The 18,683-nt window shown below is 70.0% G+C and carries 19 protein-coding genes and 1 pseudogene; 11 read left to right on the forward strand and 9 right to left on the reverse strand.

What is annotated here, in order from left to right; genetic code table 11:
• Positions 1-144 precede the first annotated feature (144 nt).
• From ACWCPI_RS26485 to ACWCPI_RS26495, 3 genes are all read left to right on the forward strand, one after another.
• Positions 145-606 carry a hypothetical protein gene (locus ACWCPI_RS26485; protein WP_451040486.1) on the forward strand — a complete coding sequence of 154 codons (462 nt, stop codon included), beginning with the start codon at positions 145-147 and terminating at the stop codon, positions 604-606.
• 20 nt (positions 607-626) lie between these two features.
• Positions 627-1,145 (forward strand): hypothetical protein, encoded by a 519-nt coding sequence (locus tag ACWCPI_RS26490; RefSeq protein WP_451040487.1) that lies wholly within the window; start codon positions 627-629, stop codon positions 1,143-1,145.
• Between the two features lie 489 nt (positions 1,146-1,634).
• Positions 1,635-2,330, forward strand: coding sequence for a helix-turn-helix transcriptional regulator (locus ACWCPI_RS26495; protein WP_451040488.1), 696 nt, complete (start codon positions 1,635-1,637; stop codon positions 2,328-2,330).
• Between the two features lie 88 nt (positions 2,331-2,418).
• On the opposite strand, the gene ACWCPI_RS26500 is transcribed toward ACWCPI_RS26495, so the two are convergent.
• Both ACWCPI_RS26500 and ACWCPI_RS26505 read right to left on the reverse strand, forming a co-directional pair.
• Entirely contained in the window at positions 2,419-2,727 is a 309-nt protein-coding gene (locus ACWCPI_RS26500; protein ID WP_451040489.1) for a hypothetical protein, read from the reverse strand.
• Between the two features lie 18 nt (positions 2,728-2,745).
• A complete protein-coding gene (locus ACWCPI_RS26505) occupies positions 2,746-4,509 on the reverse strand; it encodes a sodium:solute symporter family protein (protein WP_451040490.1) in 1,764 nt (587 codons plus the stop codon).
• A 189-nt stretch (positions 4,510-4,698) separates the two neighbouring features.
• On the opposite strand from ACWCPI_RS26505, the gene galT reads away from it, so the two are divergent.
• From galT to galK, 3 genes are all read left to right on the forward strand, one after another.
• The gene (gene galT / locus ACWCPI_RS26510) at positions 4,699-5,760 is read left to right on the forward strand and encodes a galactose-1-phosphate uridylyltransferase (protein ID WP_451040491.1); all 1,062 of its coding nucleotides are present in this window, start codon (positions 4,699-4,701) and stop codon (positions 5,758-5,760) included.
• Positions 5,757-6,719, forward strand: a complete 963-nt coding sequence (gene galE, locus ACWCPI_RS26515) for a UDP-glucose 4-epimerase GalE (RefSeq protein ID WP_451040492.1) — start codon at positions 5,757-5,759, stop codon at positions 6,717-6,719. Before galT ends, galE begins: the two co-directional genes overlap by 4 nt.
• A gap of 101 nt (positions 6,720-6,820) precedes the next feature.
• The gene (galK, locus tag ACWCPI_RS26520) at positions 6,821-7,984 is read left to right on the forward strand and encodes a galactokinase (protein WP_451040493.1); all 1,164 of its coding nucleotides are present in this window, start codon (positions 6,821-6,823) and stop codon (positions 7,982-7,984) included.
• A 6-nt stretch (positions 7,985-7,990) separates the two neighbouring features.
• On the opposite strand, the gene ACWCPI_RS26525 is transcribed toward galK, so the two are convergent.
• On the reverse strand, positions 7,991-8,446 hold the full coding sequence (locus ACWCPI_RS26525) for a GNAT family N-acetyltransferase (protein WP_451040601.1): 456 nt from the start codon (positions 8,444-8,446) through the stop codon (positions 7,991-7,993).
• 272 nt (positions 8,447-8,718) lie between these two features.
• Between ACWCPI_RS26525 and ACWCPI_RS26530 the strand changes: the two genes are divergently transcribed.
• Complete coding sequence (locus ACWCPI_RS26530) at positions 8,719-9,486, forward strand: LuxR C-terminal-related transcriptional regulator (RefSeq protein ID WP_019753617.1); 768 nt, start codon at positions 8,719-8,721, stop codon at positions 9,484-9,486.
• Positions 9,487-9,802: 316 nt separating this feature from the next.
• Here the strand turns inward: ACWCPI_RS26530 and tamR are convergent, their stop codons facing one another.
• Complete coding sequence (gene tamR, locus ACWCPI_RS26535; protein WP_019753616.1) at positions 9,803-10,300, reverse strand: MarR family transcriptional regulator TamR; 498 nt, start codon at positions 10,298-10,300, stop codon at positions 9,803-9,805.
• Between the two features lie 96 nt (positions 10,301-10,396).
• Here tamR and ACWCPI_RS26540 point away from each other — a divergent pair, with 96 nt between their 5' ends.
• The 3 genes and pseudogenes from ACWCPI_RS26540 (at position 10,397) to ACWCPI_RS26550 (ending at position 11,830) form a co-directional block, all read left to right on the forward strand.
• Positions 10,397-11,212, forward strand: a complete 816-nt coding sequence (locus ACWCPI_RS26540) for a trans-aconitate 2-methyltransferase (protein ID WP_451040494.1) — start codon at positions 10,397-10,399, stop codon at positions 11,210-11,212.
• Positions 11,209-11,651: pseudogene (locus tag ACWCPI_RS26545) on the forward strand (glyoxalase). Before ACWCPI_RS26540 ends, ACWCPI_RS26545 begins: the two are co-directional and overlap by 4 nt.
• 5 nt (positions 11,652-11,656) lie before the next feature.
• Positions 11,657-11,830: a CsbD family protein gene (locus tag ACWCPI_RS26550; RefSeq protein ID WP_363039606.1), complete on the forward strand. Its 174-nt coding sequence runs from the start codon at positions 11,657-11,659 to the stop codon at positions 11,828-11,830.
• Between the two features lie 64 nt (positions 11,831-11,894).
• On the opposite strand, the gene ACWCPI_RS26555 is transcribed toward ACWCPI_RS26550, so the two are convergent.
• The gene (locus tag ACWCPI_RS26555; protein WP_019753612.1) at positions 11,895-12,572 is read right to left on the reverse strand and encodes a TetR family transcriptional regulator; all 678 of its coding nucleotides are present in this window, start codon (positions 12,570-12,572) and stop codon (positions 11,895-11,897) included.
• Positions 12,569-13,588, reverse strand: a complete 1,020-nt coding sequence (locus ACWCPI_RS26560; RefSeq protein WP_451040495.1) for an acyl-CoA desaturase — start codon at positions 13,586-13,588, stop codon at positions 12,569-12,571. The genes ACWCPI_RS26555 and ACWCPI_RS26560 overlap by 4 nt, the downstream gene beginning before the upstream one ends.
• A 293-nt stretch (positions 13,589-13,881) precedes the next feature.
• On the opposite strand from ACWCPI_RS26560, the gene ppc reads away from it, so the two are divergent.
• Positions 13,882-16,614 carry a phosphoenolpyruvate carboxylase gene (ppc, locus tag ACWCPI_RS26565; RefSeq protein ID WP_451040496.1) on the forward strand — a complete coding sequence of 911 codons (2,733 nt, stop codon included), beginning with the start codon at positions 13,882-13,884 and terminating at the stop codon, positions 16,612-16,614.
• Positions 16,615-16,706: 92 nt separating this feature from the next.
• Here ppc and ACWCPI_RS26570 read toward each other — a convergent pair whose 3' ends face one another.
• From ACWCPI_RS26570 to pth, 3 genes are all read right to left on the reverse strand, one after another.
• Positions 16,707-17,381, reverse strand: coding sequence for an LPXTG cell wall anchor domain-containing protein (locus ACWCPI_RS26570; RefSeq protein WP_451040497.1), 675 nt, complete (start codon positions 17,379-17,381; stop codon positions 16,707-16,709).
• A 137-nt stretch (positions 17,382-17,518) separates the two neighbouring features.
• Positions 17,519-18,007, reverse strand: a complete 489-nt coding sequence (locus ACWCPI_RS26575) for a hypothetical protein (protein ID WP_451040498.1) — start codon at positions 18,005-18,007, stop codon at positions 17,519-17,521.
• 64 nt (positions 18,008-18,071) lie between these two features.
• Complete coding sequence (gene pth, locus ACWCPI_RS26580; RefSeq protein WP_451040499.1) at positions 18,072-18,674, reverse strand: aminoacyl-tRNA hydrolase; 603 nt, start codon at positions 18,672-18,674, stop codon at positions 18,072-18,074.
• Positions 18,675-18,683 lie beyond the last annotated feature (9 nt).

The following is an 18,683-nucleotide window of genomic DNA, read 5'->3' on the forward strand; positions in this document are numbered from 1 at the left end:
GCCCGCCAGTCCGCTCACCCGTGTCCGGAGCCGCCCGCATCATGGTGTCCCCCGGCCCGGGAACACTCCAGAGGCCCCATGCCCCGCAAACGTGCCTACGTGACAGCTCTGCTCCTCTTGCCCCTCCTCCTCACAGGAGCCTGCATGACCCAGCAGCCGGACGACATCAACAAGCCCCTCCCGCGCAAGAGCCGCGCGGACTCCCTGGCCTGGGCCAAGGAGTACACCGCAGCCATGGCGCACTACGCAGAGGTGAAGATCGCTGATGAACCCGGTCCGAGGAAAGACTTCGAGACCTGTGTCGGCCGGAACGATGAGGTGCCCGAGGACGGGCGCTACACCCTCACCTATACCGTCTATGCCGAACTCCCCGAGGACCAGCACATAGCCACCGTCCGCAAAGTCCGTAAGGCGCTCGAAGCGCATGGAGTGCGCATCACCAGTCACACCGAGCGGCCCGAGGTTCCCGAATCCATCCTGTACGGCAAGAACGACAAGGAGGGCACCTTCCTCGTCGCGGACTCGGTGAACCCGCCCGGCACTCTCCGGCTCTCCGTCTCGACCCCTTGCTTCCTCCCTCCAGGAGCCGAGCAGCAGCAGTTCTGACCGCCTGAGAGGAACCCGACATGTCCCAGAACACCAAGGTCGACCCGTCCGAGTTACGCGCTTCCGCCGGCGCATGCGAGGACATCGCCCACACCATGAAGGGCCCGGCCGACAAGGCCGTCAAAGAGGCTGGCACCGCGGGCGGTTCACTCAAGGGGTGGTCGATAGGGCCGGCCCTGACGGAGATCGCCGGTAGCTGGAATCCAGCGCTCAACGGTCTGCACGCCCGCATTAAAGCCGGCGGTGACAACCTCAGGTCGTCTGCGGGTGGCCATGAGTGGAACGACCAGCGGGTCTCCCAGGACTTCGAGAAGACCGGCACGGACACCGCGACGCAGGCCACGCCCGGCGAGATGCCCGCGGCGCTGAGGCCGAACGTAGGCGAAGGTCGTGTCGTCGGTCATCCGGGCACAGGACCTATCGCTGGGACGCCCGGCGACGCACCACTGGACCCGCGCGCTTCGTACGGCACGAATATGCCGACGTATGACGAGACCATCGGTACTCGCCCCACGCCCGGCGCGAACGACTTCGGCTGACCTGCGCTATGTGGGACGGCCGTACGACGGCCTCGGAAGCATCCGGCTTCCGAGGCCGTCTGCGGCTCCCCTGACCCGCGCCCTGTCCATGAGCAGAGGGGCCGGGGGCAACGTGTCGGAGTGGCCTGCGGAGTGGTGAGGATCAATGGTCGCTGCCGGGGGATGGGAAGCGCTCAGCCCGGATAGAGTGCCAGTCCTGCACCGCCTTCTGGGTCGGCGGGACGGGTCGGGGTGCGGGCTGTCGCTGGTAGGGGTTCGGGGTGGATCCTGGATTGGATTTCAGGCCACGGCACATCGATGCCCCATCGTCCTCGAATGTGGGGAAACGCAGAAATTCCGCCGCTCCGGGGTACTTCTCACCGGTAGGGGCAGCGCGACGTCGAACAAGCGTGTAGCTTCCGGGGGCATGAAGGGCCGGGGGAGTCGGGAGGGGGCTCTTTCCGCCCGTGCGGAGGGGGCTGGGGACTTGGGGGACTGGGGGGTTGCTCGATGGGAGTGCGGCTCATGGTGGTCGACGACCACCGATTGCTCGCCGAGGCGCTGGCCTCGGCACTGAAGTTGAGGGGGCACCGGGTGCTGGCCGCGGCGGCACCGGCCGCGGGGGCGGCGGAGCTGGTGATCACGCGGGCTCCTGAGGTGTGCCTGCTGGGCACGGCGACTCCGGCCGAGCCGGGGATCTTCGACCCGGTGGTGAAGATCAAGCGGGAACGGCCGCAGGTGGCGGTGCTGGTGCTGGGCCCGGTCCCGAGCCCGCGCGGCATCGCGGCGGCCTTCGCGGCGGGGGCCTCCGGATACGTGCGGCACGACGAGCGCATCGAGGGCGTCGAGCGGGCGATCATGAAGGCGCGGGCCGGGGAGGCGGCGGTTGCGCCGCAACTGCTGCAGGGGGCGTTCAGCGAGCTGCTCAACCCGGCGGTCCAACCCGACGACGAGGGCCAGCGGTTGCTGTCGATGCTCACGCCCCGGGAGGTCGAGGTCCTGGTCCGCGTGGCGGACGGCGAGGACACCCGCCTGATCGCGGCGGGCATGGGCATCGCCCCTTCGACGGCACGTACGCATGTCCAACGCGTGCTGATGAAACTGGGCGTGGGCTCCCGCCTGGAAGCGGCGGCCCTGGCGGCGCGGACGGGGTTGCTGGATCGGGCGGGGCCGGTGGCCGCCCGCGACCCGGGGCCGGAAGCCTGACGGGCCGCACGCCGGATCGTGTCCTGCCGGCCGAACACCACCGCAGAGCGCGTACGCCGGCGCCCGGTCGTGAAACCGGGCGCCGCCCTCACCCCCTCGTTTCGTCCTCCGGTGCCGGTGTCGGCGGCGCGGCAGGACGCAGCTTCAGCCAGGCCAGGAAGAACAGGCCCAGGAGCAGCATTCCCAACCCGGTCCACAGGTTGATGTTGACGCCCTCCGCCTTGTCGATGTCGGCGTCCGACGCCGTGATCCCGGCGATCGTCACGATGACGCCGTAGACCACGAACAGGCCGCCGATGATCCGCCGGATGTCGAACAGCCTCGCGGCGGTGGCCGACCTGCCCTGCAGGTCGGTGACTTCCCGCTGTACGTCCTTGTCGGAGTAGTGCTCGGACATCTGTCGATCCTCCCTCGGTCAGAACGAGAACGGGATGTAGCAGGCCGCGGCCAGGATGATCGCGCCCCAGCCGAGCAGCGCCGGCTTGCGGTACCAGGCCTCGTCCCCGGGCGACGGCGGCTCGGCCATGCCGGGTGAGGTCGTGCCGTAGACGAGTCCCTGCAACTCCTCCGTCGGCTTGGGCGCGGTGAAGAGCGACACCGCCACCATGACGACGGCGCCCGCAGCGAATCCCGCGATCGCCGAGACGAAGTTGGCGCCCTGGTCGGAGGGGATGTCGATGATGTCCCGCTTGTAGAGGACGAAGTAGTTGACCATGGCCGCCGTGGTGCCCGCGAGCAGTCCCCAGAAGCCCGATTTCATCGAGGCCCGCTTCCAGAACATGCCGATGATGAAGACGACGAACATCGGCACGTTGAAGAAGGAGAACAGCGTCTGGAGGTAGGACATGATGTTGGAGAAGGAGCGCGCGAGGAACGCCGTGCCGATGGAGGCGAGGACTCCGATCGCGGTGATGAGCCGGCCGAAGCGCACGTAGTACTCGTCCTGCCGGCCCTTCACCACGTACTTCGCCCAGATGTCCGTCGTGAACACCGTGTTGAAGGACGACACGTTCGCCGCCATGCCCGCCATGAAGGCGGCGAGGAGGCCGGTCACCGCGATGCCCAGGACGCCGTTGGGGAGCAGGCCCTCCATGAGGTACGGGATGGCGTCGTTGTACTGGTAGCCGGACTCCTCGGTGCCGAAGCCGGGCACCAGGGCCGCGACGGCCAGTCCCGGGATCATCACCAGGAAGACGATGAAGATCTTCGGGAATGCCGCGATCAGCGGGGTGCGCTGGGCCGCCGAGAGGTTCTTGGCGGAGAGGGCTCGTTGGACCTCCGCGAAGTTCGTCGTCCAGTAGCCGAAGGAGAGGACGAAGCCGAGGCCGAGGACGATCGTCAGCCAGTTCGCGCCGAGCGGGTTGGCCTCACCGATGCCCGTCCCGCCCCACGCGGTGACGAAGTCGTCGCCGTGGGACTTGGTCAGGGTGTCCGTCAGGCCGTCCCAGCCGCCCACCTTCTTCAGCGCCAGCACGGTGATCGGGATCAGCGCGGCCAGGATCACGAAGAACTGCAGGACCTCGTTGTAGATGGCCGATGACAGGCCGCCGAGGGTGATGTAGGCGAGGACGAAGAAGCCGGCGACGACGATGGCCACCCACTGCGGCCAGCCCAGCAGGGCCTCGACCACGATCGCCAGGGCGTAGAGGTTCACCCCGGCGATCAGGATCGCGGCCAGCGCGAACAGGATCGAACTGAGCAGGTGGGCCGGCCTGTCGAAGCGCAGGAGCAGGAACTCGGGGACCGAGCGGACCTTGCTGCCGTAGTAGAAGGGCATCATCACCAGGCCCAGGAAGACCATGGCCGGGATGGCGCCGATCCAGTACCAGTGCACGGTGTAGGCGCCGTACTGCGCGCTGTTCGCGGCCATGCCGAGGATCTCGGTGGCGGCCAGGTTGGCCGAGATGAAGGCCAGACCGGTGACCCACGCGGGCAGCGAGCGGCCGGAGAGGAAGAAGTCGAGGCTGGTCTTCACCGAGCGGCGGGCGGCGAAACCGATGCCCAGCACGACGACGAAGTAGATGCCGAGCAGCGTGTAGTCGAGCCAGTTCGTGGGGAGCCGCAGCTCGGCGGCGAGGTGGAGGGGGGAGGGAGCAGGGGATGGGACGGGGGATGGGGTGAGGGATGAGGTGAGGGATGAGGTGGGGGCTGACGTGGGGGGAATTGTGGGGGTTTGCATGTGTACTCGCTTCGTTTCGCGAACCGATACAGAGCGGAACCTACGCCCCTGTGTTCGTTAATTGAACATGCCCGGTGATGCTCTTTGTTTGATTGTGATGTTGACTGACCTGGTGAGTTGTGTTTCTCTGTGTTTAGTTCTGTTTGATGGAGCCTCGGAAGACCTGAGTGGCTCGAAATGGAGTCCGCCGTGAAGAAGACCTCGACCCAGCTGGCCGACGGTCGTGAGCTCGTCTACTACGACCTGCGTGACGACACGGTGCGCGACGCCGTCGACCGCCGTCCGCTGGAGCGGACCGTCACCACCTCCGAGGTCCGCCACGACGTGCTGCTCGGCGACGAGGTCGCCATCGCCTCGCACCGGCAGGGACGGACGTACCACCCGCCGGCCGACGAGTGCCCGCTGTGCCCCTCCGAGGGCGACCGGCTGAGCGAGATCCCGGACTCCTCGTACGACGTCGTCGTGTTCGAGAACCGCTTCCCCTCGCTCGCCGGTGACTCCGGGCGCTGCGAGGTCGTCTGCTTCACCTCCGACCACAACGCGTCCTTCGCCGACCTGACCCACGAGCAGGCGCGGCTCGTCCTCGACGCGTGGACCGACCGGACCTCCGAGCTGTCATCACTGCCCTCCGTGGAGCAGGTGTTCTGTTTCGAGAACCGCGGCGCCGAGATCGGGGTGACCCTGGGGCATCCGCACGGGCAGATCTACGCCTACCCGTTCACCACCCCGCGCACCGCCCTGATGCTGCGCTCCGTCGCGGCCCACAAGGACGCGACCGGCGGGGAGAACCTCTTCGACACCGTCCTGGAACGGGAACTCGCCGGTGAGCGGGTCGTCCTGGAGGGTGAACACTGGGTGGCCTTCGTGCCGTACGCCGCGCACTGGCCGTACGAGGTCCACCTGTACCCCAAGCGCCGGGTGCCCGATCTGCTCGCGCTCGACGAGGAGGCGCGCACAGAGTTCCCCCAGGTGTATCTGGAACTCTTGAGGCGCTTCGACCGGATCTTCGGGGAAGGTGAGCCGCCCACGCCGTACATCGCCGCCTGGCACCAGGCGCCGTTCGGGCAGCTGGCGGACTTCGAGGGCGTCGTGCGCGAGGACTTCGCGCTCCACCTTGAGCTTTTCACCATCCGCCGCACTTCCGGCAAGCTGAAGTTTCTCGCGGGTTCCGAATCCGGCATGAGCGTGTTCATCAACGACGTGCCGCCGGAGCGCGCGGCCGAGCGACTGCGAGAGGTAGCGAGTTCATGAGCGGGAAGTATCTGGTCACCGGTGGTGCGGGCTATGTCGGCAGTGTGGTCGCGCAGCACCTGATCGAGGCGGGCGAGGAGGTCGTCGTCCTCGACAACCTCTCCACCGGCTTCCGCGAGGGTGTGCCGTCGGGGGCGTCCTTCGTCGAGGGCGACATCCGCGACGCCGCCAAGTGGCTGGACTCCTCCTTCGACGCCGTGCTGCACTTCGCCGCGTTCTCGCAGGTCGGCGAGTCGGTCGTGAAGCCGGAGAAGTACTGGGACAACAACGTCGGCGGCACCATGGCCCTGCTCGGCGCCATGCGTGAGGCGGGCGTGCGCACGCTCGTCTTCTCCTCCACGGCGGCCACCTACGGCGAGCCTGAGCAGGTGCCGATCGTCGAGTCGGCGCCCACGCGGCCGACGAACCCGTACGGCGCCTCCAAGCTCGCCGTCGACCACATGATCACCGGCGAGGCGGCGGCCCACGGCCTCGGCGCCGTGTCGCTGAGGTACTTCAACGTGGCGGGCGCCTACGGCGACTGCGGCGAGCGCCACGACCCCGAGTCGCACCTCATCCCGCTCGTCCTCCAGGTCGCCCAGGGCAGGCGCGACGCGATCTCCGTGTACGGCGACGACTACCCGACGCCGGACGGCACCTGCGTGCGCGACTACATCCACGTCGCCGACCTGGCCGAGGCCCACCTGCTGGCGCTGAAGGCCGCCCGGCCCGGCGAGCACCTCGTCTGCAACCTCGGCAACGGCAACGGCTTCTCCGTCCGCGAGGTCATCGAGACCGTCCGGCAGGTCACCGGGCACCCGATCCCCGAAGTCGTGGCCCCGCGCCGCGGCGGCGACCCGGCGGTCCTGGTCGCCTCCGCCGACACCGCCCGCGAGCGGCTCGGCTGGACCCCGTCCCGCGCGGACCTCGCGGGGATCGTCGCGGACGCGTGGCGGTTCGCGCAGCGACGCGCGGGTTAAGGTCTACGGCCGGTACGGACGGCCGTAGGTTCCACGGCTGTTCGGCCGGTCAACTCATCGGCCCCAGCGGCCGGTTCAGCAGGGAAGGTCAGGGTCAGGGGATGAGCGTCGACACGGCAGCCGCGGTCGCCGAGCGGTTCAGGGAGCTGTACGGGACCGAGCCGGAAGGGGTGTGGGCCGCGCCGGGCCGGGTCAACCTGATCGGCGAGCACACCGACTACAACGACGGCTTCGTCATGCCGTTCGCGCTGCCGCACACCGCGGTCGCCGCCGTCGCCCGGCGCGAGGACGGCGTACTGCGCCTGCACTCGGCCGACGTCGAGGGCGGCGTGGTGGAACTGCGCGCCGACGCCCTGACGCCCGAGACGGACAAGGCCTGGACGGCGTACCCGGCGGGCGTCGTCTGGGCGCTGCGCGAGGCCGGGCACGCGGTGACCGGCGCCGACATCCACCTGGCCTCGACGGTCCCGGCGGGCGCGGGCCTGTCGTCGTCGGCGGCCCTGGAGGTCGTGGTGGCGCTGGCGCTCAACGAGTTGTACGGCCTCGGTCTGAGGGGCTGGCAGCTGGCCCGCCTGTGCCAGCGCGCCGAGAACGTCTACGTCGGCGCCCCGGTCGGCATCATGGACCAGACGGCGTCCGCCTGCTGCGAGGCCGGTCACGCCCTGTTCCTGGACACCCGGGACCTCTCCCAGAAGCAGATCCCCTTCGACCTGGCCGCGGAGGGCATGCGCCTGCTGGTCGTCGACACCCAGGTCAAGCACTCCCACAGCGAGGGCGAGTACGGCAAGCGCAGGGCCGGCTGCGAGAAGGGCGCGGCGCTGCTGGGCGTGGACGCGCTCCGGGACATCGCCTACGACGACCTGGACGCGGCCCTGGACCGCCTCGGCGACGACGAGGAGGTACGCCGCCTGGTGCGCCATGTCGTCACCGAGGACCAGCGCGTCGAACGCGTCGTCGCCCTGCTGGAGTCCGGTGAGACCCGCTCGATCGGCCCGGTCCTGACCGAGGGCCACGCCTCCCTGCGCGACGACTTCCGTATCTCCTGCCGCGAACTGGATCTGGTCGTCGACACCGCCCTGGCCAGCGGCGCCCTCGGCGCCCGCATGACCGGCGGCGGCTTCGGCGGCTCAGCGATCGTGCTGGCCGAGGTGGCCGACGTCGACACCATCACCAAGGCGGTCGAGGAGGCCTTCGCCACGGCCGGCCTCACCGCACCGCGCGTGTTCGAGGCGGTGCCGGCGGCGGGCGCTCGGCGGGTGGGCTGACCTGCCTCACCCCAGCCGCTTGGTCAGCGTGTACTCCGTGACCCCCGGCGGGTAGTCGGGGATCACGCACACCACCTCGTATCCCTGTTTCCTGTAGAACTCCGGCGCCTGGAAGTCCCATGTCTCCAGGCGCACGGAAGCACAGCCGCGCTCGTCACGCGCGACGCGCTCCGCCTGTGCGAGCAATTGCGAACCGAGGCCGGTGCCGCGGTGGCGTTGGTCCACCCAGAGGTACGTGACGTGGAGCCAGCTGGTCCAGGTGTGGCCGACCAGGCCGCCCGCCACGGCGCCGGTGCCGTCCAATCCCCAGACGTGGAGCGGGCGTTCGCGTTCACCTGGGGTTCCGCGCAGGGCGCGCAGCACCGGGGAGGCCGCGGTGTTGGTGTCCCGCAGACGGCGGCGGAGCAGATCCTGCCGCGATTTGTCGACTTCTGTCTCTAGACGAAACATGCGGCTCACCATAAACGCGTCGGACAACCAGTTCTGCAAATTACCTTCCGCTCGTGGCCCCCGGCCGTACTCTGATGAACAGCACCGGTGGGGGCCGGTGCTGATCAGGGGGCGAGACAGTCGGGTTCGGCACCCGAAGTGGGGGGTAGCAGTTCTTGCACGGCGGCGGCCGTGCGGCCATCCCTGCTTCGGGCGTCGCGCCTGCGACGGTGTTCGTCTCCCGGTGTCGTCCTCATGACGATGGGGTATCCCCTGCTCTTCGAGAGCTTGGGGAAGGGGGTTTCGTGGTTCGCATCCGAGTCCTGGTCGTCGACGACCATCGCATCTTCGCCGAGTCGCTCGCCGCCGCCCTGGCCGCCGAGCCCGATGTCGACGTCTCCGCCGCGGGCAGCGGCCCGGCCGCGCTGCGCAGTCTGGAGCGCGCGGCCGCCGAGGGGCGGCGCTTCGACGTGCTGCTCGTCGACGCCGACCTGGGCGGCAACGTGCCGGGGGTCCGGCCGGCCGTGCCCGTTCCGGAGGTGGGCGAGGACGGGCTGGTCGACGGGATCTCGCTGGTCGTCGGCGTCCGCGCCGCGCAGCCTGCCGTACGGATCGTCGTCCTCGCCGAGAAGGACGATCCACGCCGGGCCGCGCTCGCCCTGCAGGCCGGGGCGTCCGGGTGGGTGGCCAAGGACTGCTCGCTGTCCCGGCTGCTCACCGTCATCCGCGGGGTGCTGCGTGACGAGACCCATCTGCCGCCCGCCCTGCTCACCGGGGTGCTGCGGGAGCTGACGGCCGCCCGCAAGCACCGCACCGAGAGCGAGCGCCTGGTCGAGTCGCTGACTCCGCGTGAACGCGAGGTCCTGCGCTGCATGGTGGCCGGCCTGGGCCGCAAGGCGGTCGCCGAACGCCTGTTCCTGTCCCCGCACACCGTCCGCACCCACATGCAGAACGTCCTCGGCAAACTCGGCGTCCACTCCACCCTCGCCGCGGTCGCCCTCGCCCGCCGCGCCGGGGTCGGCCCGGTCGATCTGGCCGGGGATGTCGTGGAGCGCGGCGGTCAGCTGGCGTAGGAGGGGGGTGGGTTCGCGGTCGGGGTGAGCGCGTCCACTCCGCCCTTGGGCCTCGGCTCCGGGGATGTCGTGGAACGGGGCGGTCAACCGGCTCGCCGGCGGGCGGCTTCGGGGCGCAGGGCGGGCGGGTGGTGCCGGACGCGCCGACGTCGGCTTCGCCCTTCGCCGCCGTCGTCCATGACGCCTCGACCGTCGCGGTCCCTGCGGCACCCTCGCCGGGGTCGTCCACGCGGTCCCTACGGCACCCTCGCCGACGTCGTCCACGACTCCCCCGGCGCGATCGCCCCGCCCACCCGTCGGGCTCGGCCCGCCAGCCTCAACCGGGGATGTTGTCGAACGGGGCGGTCAGCTGGCGCAGGAGCGCGGCCAGTTCGCCGCGCTGGGCGCGTGAGAGCTCCGCGAGGATCGCGCGCTCCTGGTCGAGGAGGCCGGCGAGGGCCTGGTCGGCGCGGTCGCGGCCCTCGTCCGTGAGGCGGACCAGGACTCCGCGTCGGTCGCTGGGGTCGGGGAGGCGCTCCACCAGGCCCTTCTTGGCGAGGCGGTCGATGCGGTTCGTCATCGTGCCCGAGGTGACCAGGGTCTGGGTCAGGAGCTGGCCGGGGGAGAGCTGGTACGGCGTTCCCGCGCGCCTGAGCGCGGTCAGCACGTCGAACTCCCAGGGCTCCAGGCTGTGCTCGGAGAAGGCCAGTCGGCGCGCGCGGTCCAGATGCCGGGCCAGTCTGCTCACCCGGCTGAGCACCTCAAGCGGTTCCACGTCGAGGTCCGGGCGCTCCCGGCGCCACGCTGCGACCAGCCGATCGACCTCGTCCTCCATGACGATCAGTGTAGTGGTTGTGTCGACGTGAAGTCTCTTGACGTCAAGATACCTTGGGGGGCAGGCTGGAGAGCGAGAAGACAGGAGGCCCTGCCCATGTCCGCTGCCGCCGCCCCCACCTGGGACCCGGCCCAGTACCTGCGCCACGCCGGCCACCGTGCCCGCCCCTTCGCCGACCTCCTCGCTCGCGTCCCGGATCTGCCCCAGGACCGGCCCCGCATCGCCGACCTCGGCTGCGGTCCCGGAAACGTCACCGCCCTGCTCGCCCGGCGCTGGCCCACCGCCCACATCACCGGCTACGACAACTCCGCCGAGATGCTGGACAAGGCCCACGCCGAGTACGAGGGCCCGACCGAGGGCGGCGGCCGCCTCGACTTCGCCCACGCCGACGTGCGGACGTGGCAGCCGGGTGAGCCGTACGACCTGATCGTCAGCAACGCCACGCTGCACTGGGTGCCGGGCCACGTCGAGAGCTTCGGCGCCTGGGTGGAGGGCCTGCGTCCCGGCGGCACCCTCGCCTTCCAGGTGCCCGGCAACTTCGACGCCCCCAGCCACCGCCTCATGCGCGACCTCGCCCACCGCTACGGCCTCACCGACACCCTGCGCCACTCCGGCGCCGTGCTCCGCCCGCAGGACTACCTGGCCCGCCTGGCCGACCTGGGCTGCGCGACGGACGTGTGGGAGACGACGTACGTGCATCTCCTGACCGGTGAGGACCCCGTCCTCGACTGGGTGAAGGGCACGGGACTGCGCCCCGTGCTGACGGCCCTGGCCGACGACCCCGAGCGGCGGGAGGCCTTTCTGCGCGACTACCGGGCGGTCCTGCGGGAGGCCTATCCTGCGGGTCGGCACGGAACCCCCTTCCCGTTCCGCCGGATCTTCGCCGTGGCCCGCCGGGAGGTCCGCGCGTGATCACCGCTGTCGACCACGTCCAGCTCGCCGCACCGCCCGGCTGGCGGGAGCGGCTGCGGGCGTACTGCGGGGGCGTCCTCGGGACGACCGGGATCCCCGAGCCGCGGCGTGCTCGCCGCCCGTGGGGGCTGCTGGTTCCAGACCGGCGCCGTCCAGCTGCACGCCGGTGCCGACGCGGACTTCCGGCCCGCGCGGAGGGCGCACCGCGGGCTGCGGGTCACCGGGATCGAGGAGTGCGGCGCCCGCCTGCAGGCGCTGGGGGCGCCCGTGGAGCGGGACGAGGACCTGCCGGGGCACAGGCGGTTTTTGGTCCTGCGACCCGGTCGGCAACCGCCTGGAGTTCCTGGAGCCGGTGACCGAAGATCGCGGGCCGCGGTTTGACCGGTCGCGGAAAGGTCACCCGTGTCGAGAGACCGACGTCGACCCTCGCGAGGAGTGAGGAACGTGGCGAAGGAAGAGAAGACCCGGGCCAAGAAGGAACAGCTCAAGGGCAAGGCCAAGGAAGCGATGGGCCGCATGGCCGGCAACGAGCGGATGACCGCCGAGGGCAAGGCCGACCAGATGAAGGGCGACGCACGTCAGGCCAAGGAGAAGGGCAAGGACACCTTCAAGCACTGAGCGCAGCCGCACCGGTGCCCCGCGCATGCGGCGCGGGGCACCGGTCTGCGCGGGGCGAGGCGCGTCAGTTCTTGCGGCGCCCTATGAGGTGCGGCTTCGCCTCCAGCCCGTCCAGCCCGTGCCAGGCCAGGTTCACCAGATGGGCCGCCACCTCCGCCTTCTTCGGGCGGCGCACGTCCAGCCACCACTGGCCGGTCAGCGCGACCATGCCCACCAAGGCCTGGGCGTACAGCGGGGCCAGCTTGGGGTCAAAGCCGCGGCTCTTGAACTCGCGGCCCAGGATGTCCTCCACCTGGGTCGCGATGTCGGAGATCAGCGAGGCGAAGGACCCCGTCGACTGCGGGATGGGCGAGTCACGGACCAGGATGCGGAAGCCGTCCGTGTACTCCTCGATGTAGTCCAGCAGGGCGAACGCCGCCTGTTCGCACAGCTCACGCGGGTGGCCGGCGGTCAGGGAGCTGGTCACCATGTCCAGCAGGCGCCGCATCTCACGGTCCACGACGACCGCGTACAGGCCCTCCTTGCCACCGAAGTGCTCGTACACCACCGGCTTGGACACCCCGGCCTTCGCCGCGATCTCCTCCACCGAGGTGCCCTCGAAGCCCTTCGCGGCGAAGAGGGTACGACCGATCTCCAGCAGCTGCTGGCGGCGCTCCGCACCGGTCATCCGGGTACGGCGCGCCCGCCGCGGCTTGTCGTTGCTGGGGGTGCTGCTCGAGTCGGTCGCCACAGCGACCATCATGCCGCCTTGACGGGCTCCTTCCCGTGCCGGGAGCCGCCTTCCCCGGTGTTACGGCGCGAATCGATACGCGAGCGTGACGGCCAGCGCACGTCGTAGGCCCAGCCGAGCATCTCGAACCAGCGGATCAGCCGGGCGGAGGAGTCCAGTTGGCCGCGCATCACACCGTGCCGCGCGGACGTCGGGTCGGCGTGGTGCAGGTTGTGCCAGGACTCACCGCACGACAGGACGGCCAGCCACCACACGTTGCCCGAACGGTCCCGCGACTTGAAGGGGCGCTTGCCGACCGCGTGGCAGATCGAGTTGATCGACCAGGTCACGTGGTGCAGCAGGGCCACCCTGACGAGCGAACCCCAGAAGAACCCGGTGAAGGCGCCCCACCACGACATCGTGACCAGACCACCGATCAGCGGGGGCAGCGCCAGGGACACCACCGTCCACAGCACGAACTGGCGGGAGATCGTCCGGAGCGTCCTGTCCTTGATCAGGTCCGGCGCGTACTTCTCCTGCGAGGTCTGCTCCTCGTCGAACATCCATCCGATGTGCGCCCACCACAGGCCCTTCATCAGGGCCGGAAGGGTCTCGCCGAACCGCCACGGCGAGTGCGGGTCGCCCTCCGCGTCGGAGAACTTGTGGTGCTTGCGGTGATCGGCCACCCAGCGCACCAGCGGCCCCTCCACCGCCATGGACCCCGCGATCGCCAAGGCGATCTTCAGGGGCCGCTTGGCCTTGAAGGAACCGTGCGTGAAGTGGCGGTGGAAGCCGATCGTGATGCCGTGGCAGCCCAGGTAGTAGAAGAAGACCAGCAGACCGAGGTCCAGCCAGCTCACCCCCCAGCCCCAGGCCAGCGGCACGGCCGCCAGCAGCGCGAGGAACGGGACGGTGATGAAGAGGAGGAGGGCGATCTGCTCGATGGAGCGCTTCTGCTCGCCGCCCAGCGTGGCGGAGGCCTCGGCGGCGTCGGTGTCCGGACCGGGCACCTTCGGGGTGTCTTCGATCACGTCGGAACTACTGGTCATACGCGTCCCCTGGGGGGTATGTGGATGGAGAGGGCAACCGGGCCACGGGAACCCGTGCAGTGCTTCCTACGGTTCCGTAACCTACGGCATCGTAAGTATGGCAGTGCGTCGCCCGGCGGCAAGAGCCCCAGAGCCTGCGCGTCCCGACCGGCACATATCCTGGGGTCGGTCGGACAGCGCGGTCCGCTCTGATTTCTTCCCGGACGTCCGGCTCCGTAAGCGGCGCCCGCCGCGCGAGACGCCGTCCGGGTTCCCCTCCCAGACGAGCTTCAACACTGCAAGGAGCCGCACCTGTGAGCAGTGCCGACGACCAGACCACGACGACGAACAGCGAGCTGCGCGCCGATATCCGCCGACTGGGTGACCTGCTCGGCGAGACCCTGGTCCGCCAGGAAGGCCCGGAGCTGCTGGAGCTCGTCGAGAAGGTACGCCGCCTCACCCGAGAGGACGGCGAGGCCGCCGCCGAGCTGCTGCGCGGCACCGAACTGGAGACCGCGGCCAAGCTGGTCCGCGCCTTCTCCACCTACTTCCACCTGGCCAACGTCACCGAGCAGGTCCACCGAGGCCGCGAGCTGCGGGCCCGGCGCGCCGCCGAGGGCGGCCTCCTCGCCCGGACGGCCGACCGGCTCAAGGACGCAGACCCCGAACACCTGCGCCAGACCATCCAGCACCTCAACGTGCGCCCCGTCTTCACCGCGCACCCCACCGAGGCCGCCCGCCGCTCCGTCCTCAACAAGCTCCGGCGTATCGCGACCCTCCTGGAGACCCCGGTCCTCGACGGCGACCGCCGCCGCCACGACACCCGACTGGCCGAGAACATCGACCTCGTCTGGCAGACCGACGAGCTGCGCGTCGTACGCCCCGAACCCACCGACGAGGCCCGCAACGCCATCTACTACCTCGACGAACTGCACGCCGGCGCCGTCGGCGACGTCCTGGAGGACCTCACCGCCGAGCTGGAGCGCGTCGGCCACAAGCTGCCCGACGACACCCGCCCGCTCACCTTCGGCACCTGGATCGGCGGCGACCGCGACGGCAACCCCAACGTCACCCCCCAGGTGACCTGGGACGTCCTCATCCTCCAGCACGAGCACGGCATCAACGACGCCCTGGAGATGATCGACGAGCTGCGCGGCTTCCTGTCGAACTCCATCCGCTACACCGGCGCCACCGAGGAACTCCTGGAGTCCCTCAAGGCCGACCTCGACGCCCTGCCCGAGATCAGCCCCCGCTACAAGCGCCTGAACGCCGAGGAGCCCTATCGGCTCAAGGCCACCTGCATCCGGCAGAAGCTGGAGAACACCAAGACCCGCCTGGCCAGGAACATCCCGCACGAGGCCGGCCGCGACTACCTCGGCACCGGCGAGCTGCTGCAGGACCTCACCCTGATCCAGACCTCGCTGCGCGAACACCGCGGCGGCCTCTTCGCCGACGGCCGCATGAACCGCACCATCCGCACCCTGTCCGCGTTCGGTCTCCAGCTCGCCACCATGGACGTCCGCGAGCACGCCGACGCCCACCACCACGCCCTCGGCCAGCTCTTCGACCGGCTCGGCGAGGAGTCCTGGCGCTACGCCGACATGCCCCGCGACTACCGCGCCAAGCTGCTCGCGAAGGAACTGCGCTCCCGCCGTCCCCTCGCGCCCACCCCGGCGCCCGTCGACGCGGCCGGCGAGAAGACCCTCGGCGTGTTCGAGACGATCAAGCGGGCCCTGAAGGTCTTCGGACCCGAGGTCATCGAGTCGTACATCATCTCGATGTGCCAGGGCGCCGACGACGTGTTCGCCGCGACCGTCCTCGCCCGCGAGGCCGGCCTGATCGACCTGCACGCCGGCTGGGCGAAGATCGGCATCGTCCCGCTCCTGGAGACCACCGACGAGCTCAAGGCCGCCGACACCATCCTGGAGGACATGCTCTCCGACCCGTCGTACCGCAGGCTCGTGGCACTGCGGGGCGACGTCCAGGAGGTCATGCTCGGCTACTCCGACTCCTCCAAGTTCGGCGGCATCACCACCAGCCAGTGGGAGATCCACCGCGCCCAGCGCCGCCTGCGCGACGTCGCCCACCGCTACGGCGTCCGCCTGCGCCTCTTCCACGGCCGCGGCGGCACCGTCGGTCGCGGCGGCGGCCCCTCCCACGACGCGATCCTCGCCCAGCCCTGGGGCACCCTGGAGGGCGAGATCAAGGTCACCGAGCAGGGCGAGGTCATCTCCGACAAGTACCTCGTGCCCTCGCTCGCCCGCGAGAACCTGGAACTGACCGTCGCGGCCACCCTGCAGGCCTCCGCCCTGCACACCGCGCCCCGCCAGTCCGTCGAGGCCCTCGCCCGCTGGGACGCCGCCATGGACGTCGTCAGCGACGCCGCCCACGCCGCCTACCGCAAGCTCGTCGAAGACCCCGACCTGCCTACGTACTTCCTCGCGTCCACGCCGGTCGACCAGCTCGCCGACCTGCACCTGGGCTCACGGCCCTCCCGCCGCCCCGGCTCGGGCGTCTCGCTCGACGGCCTGCGCGCCATCCCCTGGGTGTTCGGCTGGACCCAGTCCCGGCAGATCGTGCCCGGCTGGTTCGGCGTCGGCTCCGGCCTGAAGGCCCTGCGCGAGGCCGGACTCGACACCGTGCTCGACGAGATGCACGAGCAGTGGCACTTCTTCCGCAACTTCATCTCCAACGTCGAGATGACCCTCGCCAAGACCGACCTGCGGATCGCCGCCCACTACGTCGACACGCTCGTGCCGGACGAGCTCAAGCACGTCTTCGACACCATCCGCGCCGAGCACGAACTCACCGTCGCCGAGGTCCTGAAGGTCACCGGCGAGAAGGAGCTCCTCGACGCCGCCCCCGTCCTCAAGCAGACCTTCGCCATCCGCGACGCCTACCTGGACCCCATCTCCTACCTCCAGGTCGCCCTCCTCAAGCGCCAGCGCGACGCCGCGGCCGCCGGCACCGAAGTCGACCCGCTGCTCTCCCGCGCCCTGCTGCTCACCGTCAACGGAGTGGCGGCGGGCCTGCGCAACACCGGCTGACCCGCCGGACGGGGACCCACCAGGAAGGGCAGTGCCCCCGCGCTCGCAGCGAGCGCGGGGGCACTGCCCTTCCCCTCGTCACAGGCGGAACATCAGGCCTTACGACGGCGAAGCAGCAGATAACCGCCCGCCGCCACCAGAGCGGCCGCCGCACCCGACAGCAGACCCACCGGGGCACCGTTGCCGGTCTCGGCCAGATCGCCCCCGCCGCCCTGCGAGGACGGCGACGACGACGGCGACGCGGCACCCTCGGCCGGCGCCGACGGGCTCGTAGCCGGCTCGGTGGCCGACGCGCTCGGCGTGGCGGGCTCCGAGGCGGACGCACTCGGCGTCGTCGTGGCGCCGGGCTCCTCCTCGTCCTCGCAGTCCGTCCAGAACACCTTGTGCTTGGCCGAGCCGTGCTCGCCCTCGAAGTTCCAGAACAGCTTGTAGTGCCCGTCGGGCAGGGTCATGTCCTCGGTACGGCCATGACCTTCACCGTCCAGCGTGATCTCACCGGACTTCACGGTCTCGCCCTTGACGCCGGCCGTCGGGGCCCAGGACTCGATGTGCCAGTCGACCTGCTGGACGCTGTCAAAACCGAACGCGTCGAGATAGAACTCGCACACGTGCGGCTCGTTCTTGCGCAGCTCCTCGCCGGTGGAGGCGTCATGGATCTTGACGGTGCCGTTGTCCCCGGGAGGGGTGGCGTGTGCGGCGGTCGGACCGCAGAGAACCGCGGCCGCGGCGACGGCGGACAGGGCGCCGACGCGGGTGAGGGTACGCATGAGGCAGTAGTCCATCTTCGAGAAGGAACGGGAAGATGTGGAGGGGGCGGCTCAGCTTCCAGCCCGGACTGACCGCCGGTCAATCACGAACCGGCAACAAACAGATCCTCCACACACCACAAGAACGGCGCAGACCCTCAGACCGTCACGAACGCCGCCGTGAGCAACGCGAAACCCGCCCCCGCCAGCACCCACGCGCCCCGCGTCCGCCGCAACCCACCCCCCACGACGACCGACGCCAGCAGCAACGCACCACCGAACGGAACCCACGCGTACAGAACACCCGCCGGCCCCGACCGCACCACCGCGTCACTGCCCGGCTTCACCACGACCGTGTACGTCTCCCCCGTCCGCACGGCCACGTTCTTGGCGATGACGACCGACCGCCGCGGCTGCGACCCCGCCGACACCGGCGTGTACGGCCCACGGCACGTGTCCGCACCACACCGCGCCACCACGATCGTGCCGCGCTCCCGGCCCTTGGTGAGCATCACATGCTGAGCGCTGCCCCACGACGCCCACACACCCGCGATCAGAATCAGCATCGCGACCGTACCCATCGCCGCGAAACGACCGAACCGCAACGCGGTCACAGCGCCCTGACTGGAGACAACGGCAGAAGGCATGGCCGCGATCCTTGGCCATGCCCCTACTGCCGGTCAACTTCTGCTGTTCGAGCAGCCGGACAAGTCAGGAGTTGTACGTGCTTTGCGCCCGCTCCAACCCCTCGATCACCAGACACTCCACCGCGTCCGCCGCCCGGTCCACGAAATAGTCCAGCTCCTTGCGCTCCGCGGAGGAGAAGTCCTTCAACACGAAGTCCGCCACCGGCATACGCCCCGGAGGCCGCCCGATCCCGAACCGCACCCGGTGATAGTCCGAACCCATCGCCTTCGTCATCGACTTCAACCCGTTGTGCCCGTTGTCGCCACCACCCAGCTTCAACCGCAGCGTGCCGAAATCGATGTCCAACTCGTCATGAACCGCCACGATGTTGCCCACCGGCACCTTGTAGAAATCCCGCAGCGCGTTCACGGGCCCACCCGACAGATTCATGTACGACATCGGCTTCACCACAACCACCCGACGGCTGCCCGGCCCCGGCGGCCCGATCCGCCCCTCCACGACCTGCGCCTGAGCCTTGCCCGCCCGCTTGAACCTCCCCCCGATCCGCTCCGCCAGCAGATCCACCACCATGAACCCCACGTTGTGCCGGTTCATCGCGTAGTCGGGCCCCGGATTACCCAGACCGGCGATCAGCCAAGGCGCGCTCGGGTCGCTCGTCACGTCCATGTCTCCTTG

It is taken from the genome of Streptomyces sp. NPDC001920 (assembly GCF_053594495.1).

Excerpts from the sequence above, each read along its gene's own strand:
- ACWCPI_RS26560 (WP_451040495.1), bottom strand. The coding sequence starts at position 13,588 with ATGACCAGTAGTTCCGACGTGATCGAAGACACCCCGAAGGTGCCCGGT.
- ACWCPI_RS26575 (WP_451040498.1), bottom strand. The coding sequence starts at position 18,007 with ATGCCTTCTGCCGTTGTCTCCAGTCAGGGCGCTGTGACCGCGTTGCGG.
- galE (WP_451040492.1), top strand. The coding sequence starts at position 5,757 with ATGAGCGGGAAGTATCTGGTCACCGGTGGTGCGGGCTATGTCGGCAGT.
- ACWCPI_RS26490 (WP_451040487.1), top strand. The coding sequence starts at position 627 with ATGTCCCAGAACACCAAGGTCGACCCGTCCGAGTTACGCGCTTCCGCC.
- ACWCPI_RS26570 (WP_451040497.1), bottom strand. The coding sequence starts at position 17,381 with ATGCGTACCCTCACCCGCGTCGGCGCCCTGTCCGCCGTCGCCGCGGCC.
- ACWCPI_RS26540 (WP_451040494.1), top strand. The coding sequence starts at position 10,397 with ATGTCCGCTGCCGCCGCCCCCACCTGGGACCCGGCCCAGTACCTGCGC.
- pth (WP_451040499.1), bottom strand. The coding sequence starts at position 18,674 with ATGGACGTGACGAGCGACCCGAGCGCGCCTTGGCTGATCGCCGGTCTG.
- ACWCPI_RS26485 (WP_451040486.1), top strand. The coding sequence starts at position 145 with ATGACCCAGCAGCCGGACGACATCAACAAGCCCCTCCCGCGCAAGAGC.
- ACWCPI_RS26500 (WP_451040489.1), bottom strand. The coding sequence starts at position 2,727 with ATGTCCGAGCACTACTCCGACAAGGACGTACAGCGGGAAGTCACCGAC.
- ACWCPI_RS26525 (WP_451040601.1), bottom strand. The coding sequence starts at position 8,446 with ATGGTGAGCCGCATGTTTCGTCTAGAGACAGAAGTCGACAAATCGCGG.
- ACWCPI_RS26505 (WP_451040490.1), bottom strand. The coding sequence starts at position 4,509 with ATGCAAACCCCCACAATTCCCCCCACGTCAGCCCCCACCTCATCCCTC.
- tamR (WP_019753616.1), bottom strand. The coding sequence starts at position 10,300 with ATGGAGGACGAGGTCGATCGGCTGGTCGCAGCGTGGCGCCGGGAGCGC.
- ACWCPI_RS26555 (WP_019753612.1), bottom strand. The coding sequence starts at position 12,572 with ATGATGGTCGCTGTGGCGACCGACTCGAGCAGCACCCCCAGCAACGAC.
- ACWCPI_RS26495 (WP_451040488.1), top strand. The coding sequence starts at position 1,635 with ATGGGAGTGCGGCTCATGGTGGTCGACGACCACCGATTGCTCGCCGAG.
- galK (WP_451040493.1), top strand. The coding sequence starts at position 6,821 with ATGAGCGTCGACACGGCAGCCGCGGTCGCCGAGCGGTTCAGGGAGCTG.